Origin of the sequence: Pseudomonas sp. Mn2068 (genome assembly GCF_049319725.1) — a bacterium.
In the GTDB taxonomy this organism is placed as follows: Bacteria; Pseudomonadota; Gammaproteobacteria; order Pseudomonadales; family Pseudomonadaceae; genus Aquipseudomonas; species Aquipseudomonas gingeri.
Genome location: NZ_JBMOUG010000011.1, coordinates 15493 through 31016 on the forward strand (window position 1 = coordinate 15493; position 15524 = coordinate 31016).

Annotated in this window: 16 protein-coding genes; 12 read left to right on the top strand and 4 right to left on the bottom strand. The window is 64.6% G+C overall.

Annotation, left to right across the window (positions count from 1 at the left end):
* The first annotated feature begins 2 nt into the window (after positions 1 to 2).
* The 10 genes from ACL9RJ_RS22550 to ACL9RJ_RS22595 all read left to right on the top strand — a co-directional run bounded on the left by ACL9RJ_RS22550 (position 3) and on the right by ACL9RJ_RS22595 (position 9340).
* Positions 3 to 992 (top strand): ABC transporter ATP-binding protein, encoded by a 990-nt coding sequence (locus ACL9RJ_RS22550; protein WP_042936357.1) that lies wholly within the window; start codon positions 3 to 5, stop codon positions 990 to 992.
* Complete coding sequence (locus ACL9RJ_RS22555) at positions 992 to 1963, top strand: oligopeptide/dipeptide ABC transporter ATP-binding protein (protein ID WP_017128286.1); 972 nt, start codon at positions 992 to 994, stop codon at positions 1961 to 1963. Before ACL9RJ_RS22550 ends, ACL9RJ_RS22555 begins: the two co-directional genes overlap by 1 nt.
* A gap of 126 nt (positions 1964 to 2089) precedes the next feature.
* Positions 2090 to 2335 (top strand): type II toxin-antitoxin system ParD family antitoxin, encoded by a 246-nt coding sequence (locus tag ACL9RJ_RS22560; protein ID WP_017128285.1) that lies wholly within the window; start codon positions 2090 to 2092, stop codon positions 2333 to 2335.
* Positions 2328 to 2621, top strand: a complete 294-nt coding sequence (locus ACL9RJ_RS22565) for a type II toxin-antitoxin system RelE/ParE family toxin (RefSeq protein ID WP_017128284.1) — start codon at positions 2328 to 2330, stop codon at positions 2619 to 2621. Before ACL9RJ_RS22560 ends, ACL9RJ_RS22565 begins: the two co-directional genes overlap by 8 nt.
* A 251-nt stretch (positions 2622 to 2872) precedes the next feature.
* The gene (locus ACL9RJ_RS22570) at positions 2873 to 3682 is read left to right on the top strand and encodes a response regulator transcription factor (protein ID WP_017128283.1); all 810 of its coding nucleotides are present in this window, start codon (positions 2873 to 2875) and stop codon (positions 3680 to 3682) included.
* A 105-nt stretch (positions 3683 to 3787) separates the two neighbouring features.
* Positions 3788 to 4915: an ABC transporter ATP-binding protein gene (locus ACL9RJ_RS22575; RefSeq protein ID WP_369682257.1), complete on the top strand. Its 1128-nt coding sequence runs from the start codon at positions 3788 to 3790 to the stop codon at positions 4913 to 4915.
* A 39-nt stretch (positions 4916 to 4954) separates the two neighbouring features.
* Positions 4955 to 6097 carry an ABC transporter substrate-binding protein gene (locus ACL9RJ_RS22580; protein ID WP_017128281.1) on the top strand — a complete coding sequence of 381 codons (1143 nt, stop codon included), beginning with the start codon at positions 4955 to 4957 and terminating at the stop codon, positions 6095 to 6097.
* 31 nt (positions 6098 to 6128) lie between these two features.
* The gene (locus ACL9RJ_RS22585; RefSeq protein WP_017128280.1) at positions 6129 to 7046 is read left to right on the top strand and encodes an ABC transporter permease; all 918 of its coding nucleotides are present in this window, start codon (positions 6129 to 6131) and stop codon (positions 7044 to 7046) included.
* Position 7047: 1 nt separating this feature from the next.
* Positions 7048 to 7875 (top strand): ABC transporter permease, encoded by an 828-nt coding sequence (locus ACL9RJ_RS22590; protein WP_017128279.1) that lies wholly within the window; start codon positions 7048 to 7050, stop codon positions 7873 to 7875.
* On the top strand, positions 7868 to 9340 hold the full coding sequence (locus ACL9RJ_RS22595) for an aldehyde dehydrogenase family protein (RefSeq protein WP_422765690.1): 1473 nt from the start codon (positions 7868 to 7870) through the stop codon (positions 9338 to 9340). Before ACL9RJ_RS22590 ends, ACL9RJ_RS22595 begins: the two co-directional genes overlap by 8 nt.
* Here ACL9RJ_RS22595 and ACL9RJ_RS22600 read toward each other — a convergent pair.
* Positions 9313 to 10806, bottom strand: coding sequence for an FAD-dependent oxidoreductase (locus ACL9RJ_RS22600; RefSeq protein WP_017128277.1), 1494 nt, complete (start codon positions 10804 to 10806; stop codon positions 9313 to 9315). The genes ACL9RJ_RS22595 and ACL9RJ_RS22600 overlap by 28 nt on opposite strands.
* Positions 10807 to 10861: 55 nt before the next feature.
* Between ACL9RJ_RS22600 and ACL9RJ_RS22605 the strand changes: the two genes are divergently transcribed.
* On the top strand, positions 10862 to 11335 hold the full coding sequence (locus ACL9RJ_RS22605) for a MarR family winged helix-turn-helix transcriptional regulator (protein WP_042936356.1): 474 nt from the start codon (positions 10862 to 10864) through the stop codon (positions 11333 to 11335).
* Between the two features lie 23 nt (positions 11336 to 11358).
* Here ACL9RJ_RS22605 and ACL9RJ_RS22610 read toward each other — a convergent pair whose 3' ends face one another.
* The 3 genes from ACL9RJ_RS22610 to ACL9RJ_RS22620 all read right to left on the bottom strand — a co-directional run bounded on the left by ACL9RJ_RS22610 (position 11359) and on the right by ACL9RJ_RS22620 (position 13920).
* Positions 11359 to 11796, bottom strand: coding sequence for a RidA family protein (locus ACL9RJ_RS22610; RefSeq protein WP_017128275.1), 438 nt, complete (start codon positions 11794 to 11796; stop codon positions 11359 to 11361).
* Between the two features lie 71 nt (positions 11797 to 11867).
* The gene (locus ACL9RJ_RS22615; RefSeq protein ID WP_042936355.1) at positions 11868 to 13187 is read right to left on the bottom strand and encodes a flavin-containing monooxygenase; all 1320 of its coding nucleotides are present in this window, start codon (positions 13185 to 13187) and stop codon (positions 11868 to 11870) included.
* A gap of 109 nt (positions 13188 to 13296) precedes the next feature.
* Positions 13297 to 13920, bottom strand: coding sequence for a TetR/AcrR family transcriptional regulator (locus ACL9RJ_RS22620; RefSeq protein ID WP_017128273.1), 624 nt, complete (start codon positions 13918 to 13920; stop codon positions 13297 to 13299).
* A 131-nt stretch (positions 13921 to 14051) separates the two neighbouring features.
* Here ACL9RJ_RS22620 and ACL9RJ_RS22625 point away from each other — a divergent pair, with 131 nt between their 5' ends.
* Positions 14052 to 15434, top strand: coding sequence for an aspartate aminotransferase family protein (locus ACL9RJ_RS22625; protein WP_103032797.1), 1383 nt, complete (start codon positions 14052 to 14054; stop codon positions 15432 to 15434).
* Positions 15435 to 15524: the final 90 nt, after the last annotated feature.

Here is a 15524-nt window from a genome sequence, read left to right on the forward strand (position 1 = left end):
CCATGCACACCGCCACTCCCGTATTGCTCATCGACAACCTGAGCCTGGAATTCCCGGCGTACAAGAACAACGTCAAGGCCCTCAACGGCGTCTCGCTGCACGTCGATCCCGGCGAGATCGTCGGCGTGGTCGGCGAGTCCGGTTCGGGCAAGTCGGTCACCGCGATGCTCAGCATGCGCCTGCTGCCCGAGCGCAGTTATCGCATCACCGCCGGCAGCCTGAGCATGCTCGACCGCGACATGCTCGCCGCCTCGGAAAAGGAACTGCTGCAGATACGCGGCCGCGATGCGGCGATGATCTTCCAGGAGCCGATGACGGCCCTGAACCCGACCCGGCGCATCGGCCGGCAAATGCTCGACGTGATCATTCATCACCAGAAGCTCAGCGCGGCCGAAGCCCGTCTCAAGGCCATCGCGCTGCTGCGCGACATGCATATCGCCAGCCCCGAGCAGGTGCTGGAAAGCTACCCGTTCGAGCTGTCCGGCGGCATGCGCCAGCGGGTGATGATCGCCCTGGCGTTCTCCTGTGAACCGCAACTGCTGATTGCCGACGAACCGACCACCGCCCTCGATGTGACCGTGCAACGCCAGGTGCTGTTGCTGCTCAGGGAGAAGGCCCGGCAGAAAGGCACGGCCATCCTGCTGATCACCCACGACATGGCCCTGGTTTCGCAGTTCTGCGACCGGGTCTATGTCATGTACACCGGTACCGTGGTCGAACAGGGTCGCACCGACGAAGTGATGGGCAATCCGCAGCATCCCTACACCCAGGGACTGCTCAGCGGCCTGCCGGAAATGGTCGAACCGGGGCAGCCCCTGATGACCATTCCCGGCCAGGTGCCCAACCTGGCTTCCCTGCCCGTCGGCTGCACCTTCGAGGAGCGCTGCCCCCACAGCATGCCGATCTGCGCCCAGCGCCCGCGCCTCAACCCCGTCAACGGCAATGAGCAACGCCGCAGTGCGTGCTGGCTGCCGGTCAAGGAGCTTTCGTGATGAACAGTGCCGTCATCTCCCCCCCTACGCAAAGGGCCCCCGACATTCTCCGGCTGGAGGATGTTCGCGTGCGTTTTCCGGTGAGCAACGACTGGCTGGGCCGGCCACGGGGCTACGCTCATGCACTGAACGGTATCGACCTGCAGGTCAGGGCCGGTGAAACCCTGGGCATCGTCGGCGAGTCGGGCTGCGGCAAAAGCACCCTGGCCCAGTTGCTGATGGGGCTGCTGGCCCCGAGCAGCGGCGAACTGAACTGGCCTCCTCGCCCCGACGGCAAGGCCAGGAGCAATGTGCAGATCGTCTTCCAGGACCCGCAATCCTCGCTCGATCCACGGTTGCCGATCTGGAAGATCATCACCGAGCCGTTGTACGCCCGTGGTCACGCGCCCCGCCAGCAGATGCGCGACATCGCCGCCCGGGTCGCGTCGCAGGTCGGCATCCGTCCGGAATACCTGGACCGCTTCGCGCATCAGTTTTCCGGCGGCCAGCGCCAGAGGATCGCGATTGCCCGCGCCCTCTCGTCGGACCCGGACATCATCGTCCTGGACGAACCGACTTCCGCCCTGGACATCTCGGTCCAGGCGCAGATCCTCAACCTGCTGGCGGAACTGCAACGGGCACGCAACCTGACCTACATCCTGATTTCCCACAATGTTTCCGTCGTGCGGCACATGGCTGACCGGGTGGCGGTGATGTACCTGGGGCAGATCGTCGAACTGGGCAGCGCTGCCCAGGTGCTTGAACAGCCGCGCCATCCCTACACCCGCCTGCTGTTCGAGGCGGTGCCACGCCTGGGCGTACCCTTGCACGCGGAGCAGGTGGCGGCACCGACCGAGTTGCCGGGCAACCGTATCCTGCCGCAGGGCTGCTTCTTCCGTGAGCGGTGCGATTTGTGTACCAGCGCTTGTGAAAAACCGCAGGTCTTGCGGGGGGATGAACGACAGCAGACCAGGTGCCACTTACAGGCCTGAAACCGGCGAACGACAACGCCGGGGCGGCGGGCAACCGTCGCTCCGGGCGATAATCGTTACGCACAATACCGCACCAATAGTATGATACGCTTTACCCTACCGATGAAATGTCTCTGAGGCCCAATCATGGGAACCGTGCGTAAAACCATTACCGTGACCGCTCAGCAAGACGGCTGGATCAAAGCGCAAATCGACGCCGGTCACTATACCAATGACAGCGAATATATCCGTGACCTGATCAGACGCGAGCAGGAGCGCAGTGCCGAACTTGAAGCGATCCGCAGCGCGCTGATGGAAGGTGAGGCCAGCGGGGAACCACGCCCATTCGACGCCGATGAATTCAAGCGCAGAATGATAAGCACGCATGGCTGAATATCGCCTTACGCCCGCTGCCGAACGCGATCTTGAAGCGATCTGGATTTATACCGTTCGGCAATGGGGCATGGATCAGGCCAATCGCTATATCGATGTCATGACTGCCGCTTTTGCAGAATTGGCGCAGACGCCCAAGACCGCCCAGGCATGCGATCACATTCGGCCCGGCTATCGCCGCAGCAGCGCCGGACGGCACATGATCTACCTGCGTATCACCGCTTACGGGATCGTGATCGTTCGCATTCTGCACGATCGAATGGATGCACCGCGCTATCTGCTGTAAGCGATGAGTGTTCGTGCCGAAGATCTCGCGGACTGTCCAGGCCCTGGAACAGCAGCCACCGAGCGGCGCCTGGCGACCAGGGCGGGTTTCCTCCGCGAGAATGACCGGCCCTGTGGTGCTCGGTAACACCCGGCCCTGTTGCGGTGCGTCTTTTCCCGCAAGGGCCGGGACGCAGCGCGGCCCTGCAAGGCTGCAACGGCCCTGGCGTAAATCGTGCATCTGGATGCGCTCCCACTTCGCTTGAAGCCGTCATGCGCCCCAAGGAACTGAAACTCTGGACCACCGGTGTCGCCCATCTGCTCGACCTGCCTCCCGGGCAGGCGCGGCTGATGGGCCTGAGCCACTGGTTGCGGCAGGTGTGCCCGGTCGATCACTTCGTCTTGTTCGTCTACGAGGGCAATCACCGGCCGCTGGCGCTGTTCGACACCTTCGCCGCCGACAAGCGCGCGGTGTATGTCGATGACTATCAGTGCGGGCCCTATCTGCTGGATCCGTTCTACCTCGCCTGTACCCGCGGACAGGCGCCCGGACTCTGGCGCCTGCGCCAGTTCGCCCCGGACCACTTCTACCTCGGCGAGTACTACCTGACCTATTACCAGCTCACCGGCCTGGCCGAGGAAGTGGCGTTTTTCGTCGACCTCGGCGACGGCGCCATGGCCGTGCTGTCGCTGATGCGCTCCACCGCCAACTGCGCCTTCGGCCGCGACGAGATGCAGTTGATCGAGTGCGCGCAGGCGGTGGTCGAACAGGTCGTCAACCAGGCCTGGCGCCTGCACCAGGCCCAGCAACCGCGCCCGGCGCGAGACCTGGACTTCAAGATCCGCGAAGCCTTCGACCAGTTCGGCGCCCATATCCTCACCCGCCGCGAACAGGAAATCGTCCAGTTGCTGCTGCGCGGGCACTCCAGCGCCTCGGTGGCCGAACAACTGAGCATCAGTCCGGGGACGGTAAAGATCCATCGCAAGAACATCTACGCCAAGCTCGGCATCGGCAGCCAGGCCGAATTGCTCGGGCTGTTCATCCGCGACCTCACCGGCCACCAGCAGGCCGCCGAAGCCTGATGGCTGAAAACGACTCTATCCCCCAAGGGATATATACAGCGTAAAACCCTCGTTGCTAGTTTGGCCCCCGACGCACTGATCCATCACTGCAAGGGAGCCCGCCTCGTGAACAACAGCGTGAATGACAGCCCGCCAAGCGATATCGAATTCTGCAACGTGGTCAAACGCTATGGCGAGGTACCGGCCGTCAACGGGCTGAACTTCGCGGTGCAGCGTGGCGCGTTCCACTCCTTTCTCGGCGGCTCGGGCTGCGGCAAGACCACCACCCTGCGCATGATCGCCGGCTTCGAACAGCCCACCAGCGGCGAAGTGCGCCTGGCCGGGAAAAGCGTTGCCGGGGTCCCGGCGTTCGAACGCCCGGTGAACATGGTGTTCCAGCACTACGCCCTCTTCCCGCACCTGACCGTGGCGCAGAACATCGCCTACGGCCTGCGTTATCGCACCCCGCGCCCGGACAAGAAAAGCCAGCTGCGCATGGCCGACGAAGCCCTGGAGATGGTCCGGCTCAGCGGCTTCGGCCAGCGCAAGCCGAGTGAACTGTCCGGCGGCCAGCAGCAGCGCGTGGCCCTGGCCCGGGCGCTGGTCAACAAACCCACGGTGCTGCTGCTCGACGAGCCGCTGGCCGCGCTGGACCGCAAGTTGCGCAAGGAGATGCAATCGGAACTGCTGCGCCTGCAACGCGAAGTCGGCATCACCTTCGTGCTGGTCACCCACGACCAGGAAGAAGCCCTGTCGATGAGCGACAGCATCAGCGTGATGCACAACGGTTCGATCATCCAGACCGCCACCCCGGAACAGCTCTATGAAGCACCGGCCAGTCGCTACGTGGCCGACTTTATCGGCGAATCCAATCTGTTCAACGGCACGGTTCGCCATCTGCACGGCAACTCGGTGGTCCTGCGCACCGAACAGGGCCTGGAACTGACCAGCCCGCTGACGCCCACCGGCAAGGCCTTGAGCGCGAACGCCGCCGGCTGCATAGCCGTGCGCCCGGAGCTGATCGGCATCGCCGGCGCCCAGGCCGAACTGGTCCGTGAAGTGAAACTCCAGGGCTGCGTGGAGGACCGCATCTACCTCGGCAACACCACCGAGTACCGCGTGCGCACCCAGGCCTTCGGCGTGGTCTGCGTGCGGGTACCGCGCCAGCAGGATCACGGCGCCAACGCATTCGAACACGGCGCGGCAGTAAGCGTCGGCTGGGATCACGCCAATGGCCTGGCCATGGCGTTGTAAATCATCGATTCGTTTCATCAACCGATTGGGGAGCGTGACATGGACCAGAAGACCTTTATCAAGACCCTGCGCAGCTGGCAGAACGGCTCGATCAGCCGCCGCGATTTCCTCGGCCGTACCGGCCTGGGTATCGCCGCGGCGGTGGTCGCCAGCAACATGCCCGGCCTGCTGACCGCCAGCGCCGAAGCCGCCGAAGCCGGCAAACTGGGGGACCGGCTGTCACTGGCCACCTGGCCGAATTACCACAGCCAGGAAAACCTCGACAATTTCGCCAAGACCACCGGCGCCCGCGTCTCCATGAGCGTGTTCGGCTCCAACGAAGAGATGCTCGCCAAGTTGCAGGCCGGCGGCAGTGGCTGGGACGTGCTGGTGCCGACCAACTACACCATCAGCACCTACGTCGGTCTGGGCCTGATCGAACCGCTGGACCTGTCGCGCATTCCCAACTTCCAGGCTTCGGCCTTCCAGCAGAAGTTCATGGCCCAGGGCACGGTGGACGGCAAGGTCTACGCGGTGCCGAAGAACTGGGGCACCACCGGCATGCTCTACGACACCGGCAAACTGAAGAACGGCCCGACCAGTTGGAAAGAGTTCTGGGCCGCCGCCCAGGGGCCCGCCAGCGGTCGGACGATGGTGCACGACTATCAGCTGACAGCCATCGGCAACGCCCTGAAAAGCTTTGGCTACAGCTTCAATTCCCTCGATGCGAAAGAACTCGCCGACGCCGAAAAGCTGCTGATCGCGGTCAAGCCACACCTGTTCGCCATCAACTCCGATATCCAGCCGTCGATGCGCAGCGGCGATGCCTGGCTGGCGATGTCCTGGACCGGCGACGCCTCGCAACTGCACCGCGACAACGAGCAGATGCATTTCACCCTGGGCAAGGAAGGCGGCGAACTCTGGAGCGATTTCTTCGCCATCCCGAAAAGCTCGGAACACAAGGACGCCGCCTACGCCTTTATCAACTATCTGCTCGATCCCCAGCACAACAAGCTCGAAGTGCTCAGCCACGGCTACCCCAGTGGCGACAAGCGCGTCGATGCCTTGCTGCCCGTGGCCATGCTCGACGATCCGATCATGTACCCGGCCGCCGAGGCCCTCAGCCCGCTGGAGTTCGGTGCCGCCGCGACGCTGACCAGTCCGGCCCGCGCCGAACTGATGGCCCGCTTCAAGTCCGCCTGATCGCCCCGCCATGGCCAATGAGGAGTCCCCCATGAACGCCGCCGCCCACCCGCAAACGGTGCCGCTGGGCAATGCCCTGTCGGCCGAGGTTCGCCAACGGCGCAGCCTCGGCCGGCGGATCAGCCTGCTGATGCTCTTGCCTTCGACCCTGTGGTTCCTGCTGCTGTTGCTGATGCCATTGGTGATTATCCTGGTGTTCAGCTTCGGCGAACGCAGCACCGTGGGTGGTTACGCCGGCGGCTTCACCCTGGCCAACTACCTGAACCTCGGTTCCCGGGGAGCGGCATTCGGCAACACGCTGATGCTGGCGCCACTGGGCACCCTGGTGTGCCTGGTGGCGGCTTACCCGCTGGCGTACTTCCTGGCGGTGAAGGTGCGCAAGAACCGCTCGCTGCTGCTGACGCTGGTGATCGTGCCGTTCTGGACCAGCTTCCTGATCCGCACCTATGCATGGATCTTCATCCTCAGCGGCAAGGGCATCCCGGCGTTGCTGGCCAGCCTCGGGCTGGAGGACGTACGTCTGATCAACACGCCCTGGGCGGTGCTGATCGGCATCGTCTACGGCTACCTGCCGCTGATGGTTTTCCCGATCTACGTCAGCCTGGAAAAACTCGACAAGCGCCTGCTCGAAGCGTCGGCGGACCTGGGGGCCAGTGCCTTCGAAAGCTTTCGGCGGATCACCCTGCCGCTGTCGGCGCCGGGCATCATCACCGGGGTGATGCTGGTGTTCATCCTGCTGATGGGCGAGTTCCTGATCCCGGCCATCCTCGGCGGCGGCAAGGTGTTCTTTGTCGGCAACGCGCTGGTCGACCTGTTCCTGCAATCGCGCAACTGGCCCTTCGGCAGTGCGCTGGCGATGAGCCTGGTGGCCATGATGCTGCTGATCATCGGGCTGTATCTGAAACTGGTGGCGCGCTACGGCGGCCGGCCTGCCGATGGAGGTGTGTGATATGTGGCTGCGCAGCTATTCGACGTCGCTGTACCTGTTTCTCTATGCGCCCATCGCCCTGATCGTATTGTTCAGCTTCAACGCCGGACGCAGTGGCCTGGCCTTCGAGTGCTGCTCGACCCAGTGGTTCGGCCGCGCCTTCGGCAATCCGTTCATCATGGAAGCACTGGGTCACAGCGCCTTCATCGCCTTCACTTCGGCGCTGATCGCCACGCTGTTCGGCACCCTGGCGGTGTTCGGCCTGCAGCGTTGCGGACCGAGGATTCGCCTGCTGTTCGATGCACTGACCTACTGCGCGATCATCGTGCCCGGCATTGTCATCGGCATTTCGACGCTGATTGCCTTCATCAGCCTGTTCGACCTGATCAACCCGCTGCTGGCGCACTGGATACCGGACGTCCCGCGCCTGAACATGGGCTTCTTCACGGTGATCGCCGCCCACTCGCTGTTCACCATGGCGCTGGTCATGGTCATCGTGCGCAGCCGCGTCGACGCCCTGGACAAGGCCTTGCTGGAAGCCTCCGCCGATCTCTATGCGCCGCCGATGCAGACGTTCTGGCGGGTCACCCTGCCGCAGATCAGCCCGGCGATCATGGCCGGGTTCCTGCTGGCGTTCACCTTCAGCTTCGACGATTTCATCATCGCGTTCTTCGTCGCCGGCTCGGAAACGACCTTGCCGATCTATATCTTTTCCTCCATTCGCCGGGGGGTGACTCCGGAGATCAATGCGGTCTCGACGGTGATCATCTGCGCGTCGCTGGCCCTGCTGTTTACTTCCCGCCACCTGCAAAACCGCCGCACCGGCGCCCAGGAGTCTCACCATGCGTGACCAGCACTACATCAACGGCGAATGGGTCGGCCCGGACCTGGGCGGCTACCTGCCGGTCATCGACCCGGCCACCGGGCAGGCGTTCCAGCAGATCGCCGCTGGCACCGAGGAGGATGTCGATCATGCCGTGCGGGCGGCCCGGCGGGCGTTCGACAGTGGCTGGAGCCAGACCACCGGGGCCGAGCGCGCGCAGTGGCTGGAGGCGCTGGCCGATGAGCTGGAAGGCAGCCAGCAGGCGCTGGCCGAACTGGAGGTGCGCGACAACGGCAAGCCCTTGCCCGAAGCCCTGTGGGACGTCGGCGATAGCATCGGCTGCTTTCGCTACTACGCCGGCCTGGCCCGCGAACTCGACCAGCGCCAGGACCAGCCGCTGGCCCTGGCCGACGAGCGCTTCCGCTGCCGCATCCGCCATGAACCGATCGGTGTCGCCGGGCAGATCATTCCCTGGAACTACCCGTTGCTGATGGCCGCCTGGAAGGTCGCGCCGGCCTTGGCCGCCGGGGCCACGTCAGTGCTCAAGCCCTCCGAACTGACCTCGCTGACGGCGCTGGAACTGGCCGCCGCCGCCGACCGTATCGGCCTGCCGGCCGGTGTCCTGAACGTGGTCACGGGCCTGGGCGCCGATGCCGGCAGCCCGCTCACCGAACATCCCGGCGTAGACAAACTGGCCTTTACCGGCAGCGTGCCGACCGGGGCGCGGATCATGTCGGCGGCCGCCCGCGACATCAAGAACATCAGCCTGGAGCTGGGCGGAAAGTCTGCGTTCATCGTGTTCGACGACGCCGATGTCGAGGCCGCGGTGGAGTGGATCCTGTTCGGGATTTTCTGGAACCAGGGCCAGGTGTGCAGCGCCACTTCGCGCCTGCTGGTGCAGGAGCAGATTGCCCCGCGCCTGATCGAACGGCTGGTGGAAGCCACCCGCAGGATCACCATCGGGCCAGGCCTGGAACCCGGCGTCCTGCTGGGCCCGCTGGTCAGCCAGGGCCAGCACGAAAAGGTCCTGGGGTTCATCGACCAGGGCCAGGCCGGTGGCGCCCGCCTGCTCACCGGCGGGCAACGCCCGACGTATCTGGAACACGGCTATTTCATCGAACCGGCGATCTTCGACGAGCCCGACCACAACAGCATTGTCTGGCGCGAGGAAATCTTCGGTCCGGTGCTGTGCCTCAAGCGCTTCAAGACCGAGGAACAGGCCGTGCAGATGGCCAACGCCAGTCGCTTCGGCCTGGCCGCCGCGGTCATGAGCGCCGACCTGCAACGCACCGCCCGCGTCGCCAACCAGTTGCGAGCCGGGATCATCTGGATCAACTGCTCGCAACCGACCTTCGTCGAGGCGCCGTGGGGCGGCATGAAACACAGCGGCATTGGCCGGGAACTCGGCCAATGGGGACTGGACAACTACCTGGAGGTCAAGCAGGTGACCGAGTACGTCAGCGATCAACCCTGGGGCTGGTACCTGAAGTAATCCTCCAGCAACGCCAGGTCATCGCTGCCGACAATGGCGGCGATGTAGCCGTCCGGGCGCACCAGTATCCAGTCGCCGTCGGCAGGCGCGTAGGCGTCACGGAAGTGGCCGTGCGTATCGGACAGGTCGCCGTGCGCACCGAACGCATGAATGTGCAGGCCCGGGCGTGGCGGCACCGAACCACGCTCGACCTGGTAACCCAGCAACGTCCAGTGACTGCCCCGGAACAGCTCGAACAGCCGGGTCGATTGGCCGGCCGCGCCCCGCACCGGAGCGTCCGGGGCCCGATCGCCCGCCGCTACACCGCTGACGCGCGCGGTATTGCGCAGGGCAAGGGAAGCGTCGGGATAACCTATATCGAGCTGATGCACTTCGCGTCCGCGGCGCATGTTGCCTCGCACCTGGGCATCGAGCAGCCGGGTCGACAGGCCGAGCATGGCCGCGGCGACCGGCCGGCGTTCTTCTTCATAGGTATCGAGCAACGCATCGGCCGCGCCCCGGGCGACCGCCGCCAGTTTCCAGCCAAGGTTATAGGCATCCTGCACGCTGGTGTTGAGCCCCTGGCCACCGGTCGGCGGATGGGTGTGCGCGGCATCCCCGACCAGAAACACCCGAGCGCTGCGGTAGCTGTCGGCCAGCCGGGCATTCATGGTGTAGGCCGAGGCCCAGGAGACGGACTGGATGGCGATATCGTCGCGCCCCGTACGCTGCGCCACCAGGGCGGCCAGGCCTTCGGCGCCAAGGTCGACGTCGATGTCCAGGGCAATCGGTCCCTGTATCTGAAACATCTCGGTGCCGGCGAGCGGGCAAAGGGCGATCTGGCGCAGCCTGTCGCCTTCGTTGAAGCAGTGCCAGGCATCGCGCCCCAGGCCGGTCAGCCGCACATCGGCGACCACGGCACGTACACCGAGGGTCTTGCCGGCAAAGCCGATACCCAGCGCCGTGCGCACGAAGCTGCGACCGCCATCGGCGCCCACCAGCCAGCGCGCTCGAAGGGTTTCTTCACCACCCTCGCCGACCAGCCGTGCCGTGACGCCACCGGCATCCTGCTCGAACCCCACCAGCTCGCAGCCGAATTGCGGCCGCTGGCCCAGTTCGAGCAGGCGTTCACGCAGGATGCCCTCGGTGAGGAACTGCGGCAGCATCAGCGGCTGCTGATAAGGCTCGCCCGGCGTCGGCGGGTTGCGCTCCATGACATCCGCGTCGATGTAACCGCCATCGTCGCGGTACTGGCGCTGGAGGGGGTATTGCCCACCCGCCGCGACCATGCGATCGAGAACGCCGAGGTCCTCGAAGATTTCCTGGGTCCGGGGCTGGATACCCTTGCCGCGCGAACCGCCGAACGGGCCGTCCCGCTTCTCGATCAGGCGCAAGGAAATGCCCCGGCGTGCCAGGTCGATGGCCAGCGTCAGACCGGCTGCTCCCGCACCACAAATCAGTACGTCAACTTCACCTTGTTCTTTCATCTCGACCTCGATATGTGTAATTTGCACATATAAGTGTCAAGCCGGAGCAGAAACCGTGTCAACAAAAAATGTGCAAAATACACATATCAATGCACAGATCCGTGAATTGCATGGGGCATTGGTCGAGATTGTCGGGGTCATGAACCGTCCCCAGCGCGATGAGGCAATGGTTCGCGAGGCCGGCATTTCCCTGGACCGCGCGCTGTTCCCACTGTTGGTGCTGGTCGAGCGGCTGGGCCCTATCGGCGTGGTCGAGCTGGCGGATCGGGTGGGACGCGACTACACCACGGTCAGCCGCCAGGTGGCGAAGCTGGACAGTCTCGGCCTGGTCGGGCGCCAGGAAAACGCCAACGACCGGCGTGTGCGAGAAGCCGTCATCACGGCGAAAGGCAAGGCGATGACCGATCGGATCGACGCCGCCCGGGAAAGGATGGGACAGGGTATTTTCGCGAAATGGGAGCACCAGGATGTGGCTGACCTGGTGCGTCTCATCCGCCGTTTTGCCGACGACCTCAAAGGGGATGACTAGGCGGATCCACCGCCCCGCTCACCTCAAGCCCGGCTGGCGGGCCAGTCGTCGGGAATCACCGCGATCACATCGATCTCCATCAGCCACTGCGGCTGGCCCAGGCCCGAGATCACCAGCCCGGTGGAAATCGGGAACACGCCCTTGAGCCACTTGCCGACCACCTGGTACACCGGCTCGCGATAGCGCGGGTCGATGATGTAGGTGGTGGTCTTGACGATATGGGACAGGTCCGAGCCGGCCTCCTCCAGCAACTGCCTGACGTTTTTCATCGCCTGCTCGGCCTGCGCCGCGGGGTCGCCCAGGCCCACCAGGTTGCCGTCGAAATCAGTACCGATCTGACCACGGACATAGACCGTGTTGCCGGCTCGCACGGCCTGGCACAGGTCATTGTCCAGCGCCTGGTTCGGGTAGGTATCCTTGGTGTTGAACATGCGGATGCGGGTATGGGTTGGCTTGGACATCTGCGACTCCTCAAGAAAAAGACTGCGCCGCGCACGGCGTTACGGCGACGGGGTGGTGCGGCAACCGAAGGTCAGGCACTGACGGCGGATCGGCTGGCGATCGGATCGGCGTCGGCCGCGTCCGCTTCGCGCTGCGCGGCATCGCGGTAGGTCAGGTACTGGCGCTGGATGGCAATCTGGTCGGCGATGTACTTGGCATCGTGCCAGACGCCCCAGATAAACGAGGACCCCCGTCGTGACTGCCACGGCAGGCCCAGGAAGTAGATACCCGACTCGGTGGAAATCCCCCGCTGGTGACGCGGCTTGCCGTTGGCCTCGAAGGCATCGACCTTCAGCCAGCTGTAGTCGGTGGCAAAGCCGGTGGCCCAGATGATCGTGGTGATGCCCGCCGCGGCCAGGTCGAGCTGGAGAATCGGCCGGGTCACGCACTCGGGATCCGGAAAGGTCCGGCGGGCCTCGGGGTCCAGTGGCAGGTCGAGGCCGTTGCGCTCGATATAGGCATCGGCGGCATCGAGCAGCGCCAGGTAGTTTTCATCACCGCGGTTGAGGTTGTCGGCCAGGTCCGCCTGGAAGCTGACCACGCCGTTGTCGAACGCGCGGGTCAGGCCCACCAGGTTCAGACCGCGCTGGGCCAGCTCACGGAAGTCCACCGTGCGTCCGCCTTCCGCGCCACTGACAGCGATGGTCACGTGTTCGCGGCCCGGCTTCATGGCCGCGGCATCCCATTCACCGAGCACCCCCAGCCACCAGCAGAAATCCCGGTTGCGATAGGCACGCGGCGGCCGGTCGTGCTGGCCGACCGAGAGGTACACGGTCCTGCCGTTTCGCTGCAGTTCGTCGGCGATCTGCGTGCCCGAGGAACCGGCCCCCACCACCAGCACGGCACCGGCGGGCAGTTGCTGGGGATTGCGGTAATGCGCGGAGTGAATCTGGTTGAGCCCTGGAATCTGCGGGGCGATGGCCGGAATCACCGGACGCTGGAACGGCCCGGTGGCGACCACCACGCGGTTGGCCTGAATCACGCCGTCGGAGGTTTCCACGGTAAAGCCGGGGCGGCCGTGGTTGCGCTCGACCTTGCGCACCTCTACGCCAGTGCGGATCGGCGCGTTGAATTTCTTTGCATAGGCCTCGAAGTACGCCGCTACCCGCTCCTTCGGCGCAAAGTCATCGGGGCTGAGATCGTCGAACGCCAGGCCGGGAAAACGATCGTGCCAGGCCGGCCCGTTGGCCACCAGCGAATCCCAGCGACCGGTGCGCCAGGCCTCGGCGATGCGACTGCGCTCGAGCACCAGGTGCGGCACGCCCAGCCTGCTCAGGTGCTCGCTCATGGCCACACCGGCCTGGCCGGCGCCCACCACCAGGGTATCGATTTCAATCATTCCAGCTGTCATGCCTGTGTCCTTCTCGAAGACGGGTGTGCAGGCATTCTGTGCAGATACCGGGAATAGCGAAATTATGTTTTTTGTCGTCGCAAGACAGGAAAAAGCTAGGGCTTGAAAACTAGGACTCGCCTGCGTCCTGGTCGGCCAGCATGCCATGGCACATCAGCGCCAGGACACTGCGCATGTGCCGGGCATGGGCGGCGCGGTCGGGACTCGGCTCGGTGGCCAGGCGGATAAAGGCGACGTTGGCATACTGGTTGAAGAGGGTCGCGGCCACTTCGATGTCCACGTCCTGGCGCACCTTGCCCAGGCGCTGGAAGTGCTGGAGCAACGCCTGGGTTTCTTCGATCACCGCGTCATTCCACGGCTGCAGGGCCTGGGACAGTTCCCCGGTGAACAGCGACGGCGCCAATTCCCGCCACAGCGACGCCGGCATGGCCCGCAACTGGTATTCGGTCATCAGCCCTTCCAGCTCGCACAGGGCTTCCAGCGGATCGCTGCGCTCGTCGAGATGGGCCCGAGCCTCGCGTATCGCCAGTTCGTCGGGGGCCTTGAGCAAGGCCACCAGGATTTCCTGCTTGCCACCGAAATAATTCACCACCGTCGGCGCCGAGACACCGGCCCGGTTGGCGATCTGCTCCAGGGTGGTGGCGACGAAACCGTGGGTCTTGAACAGCGCCAGCGCGGCATCGGCGATCACCTGCCGACGCTGCTCCTTTTGCCGCTCCCTGAGTCCGGTCATGGGGTGTCCTGATGGGGTTGGGCGATAGCTCCCAGCCTACGGAAATCTCTTTTCGCCAACAAATATTTTCTTTACAAAAATATTTTATGATGACAAACATTATTCGGAACACCCCACCCTGGAGACCCGCCATGACCGCCGAACTCGACGCCAACCGCCCCACCCGTGACTATCAGGCCGCCGATGCCGCCCACCACATCCATGCGTTCGTCGACCAGAAGGCGCTCAACGCGGAAGGCCCGCGGGTGATGGTCGGCGGCGACCGCCTGACGCTCTGGGACAACGATGGCAAGCGCTACCTGGACGGCATGTCGGGCCTGTGGTGTACCAACCTCGGCTACGGCCGCAAGGACCTCGCCGCCGCCGCCCACGCGCAACTGCAACAGCTGCCCTATTACAATATGTTCTTCCACACCACCCACCCGACGGTGATCGAGCTGTCGGAGCTGCTGTTCAGCCTCTTGCCGACGCACTACAGCCACGCGATCTATACCAACTCCGGCTCCGAGGCCAACGAGGTGCTGATCCGCACGGTGCGCAAGTTCTGGCAGGTGATGGGCAAGCCCGAGAAGAAAATCATGATCGGCCGCTGGAACGGCTACCACGGCTCGACCCTGGCGGCCACGGCCCTGGGCGGCATGAAGTTCATGCACGAAATGGGCGGCACCATTCCTGATGTGGCGCACATCGACGAGCCGTACTGGTTCGCCCACGAAGGCGACCTGACACCAGAGGCGTTCGGCCTGCGCGCGGCCCGCCAACTGGAAGAGAAAATCCTCGAACTGGGCGCCGACAAGGTCGCCGCCTTTGTCGCCGAGCCGTTCCAGGGCGCTGGCGGGATGATCATTCCACCCGCTACCTACTGGCCGGAAATCCAGCGCATCTGTCGCCAGTACGACGTGCTGCTGTGCGCCGACGAAGTCATCGGCGGCTTCGGTCGCACCGGCGAATGGTTCGCCCACCAGACCTTCGGCTTCGAGCCCGACACGCTGTCCATCGCCAAGGGCCTGACCTCGGGCTACATCCCCATGGGCGGCCTGATCCTGTCACGACGCATGGCCGAGGCGCTGGTGGAAAAAGGCGGAGTGTTCGCCCACGGGCTGACCTATTCCGGCCACCCGGTGGCGGCGGCCGTGGCGATCGCCAACCTCAAGGCGTTGCGCGACGAAGGGGTGGTGCAGCAGGTGAAAACCGATACCGGACCGTACCTGCAGCGTTGCCTGCGGGAAGTGTTCGACCAGCATCCGCTGGTGGGTGAAGTGCAGGGCGTCGGCCTGGTCGCCGCGCTGCAGTTCGCCGAGGACAAGGCGACCCGCAAGCGCTTTGCCAACGAGAACGATATGGCTTGGCGCTGCCGCACCCTCGGCTTCGAGGAAGGCCTGATCATCCGCTCGACCCTGGGCCGCATGATCATGGCGCCGGCACTGATCGCCACGCGGGCGGAGCTGGACGAACTGGTGGACAAGACCCGCATCGTCGTCGACCGCACCGCGCGCGAGTATGGGCGCCTGTAGGCTACGCAGGGCGAGTGGCAAGCTTTTACCCTAGCCCAGCTTTTGCCTAAGCCAGCACCATAAAAAACCTCGTTTCGCCCGCGGCCACTC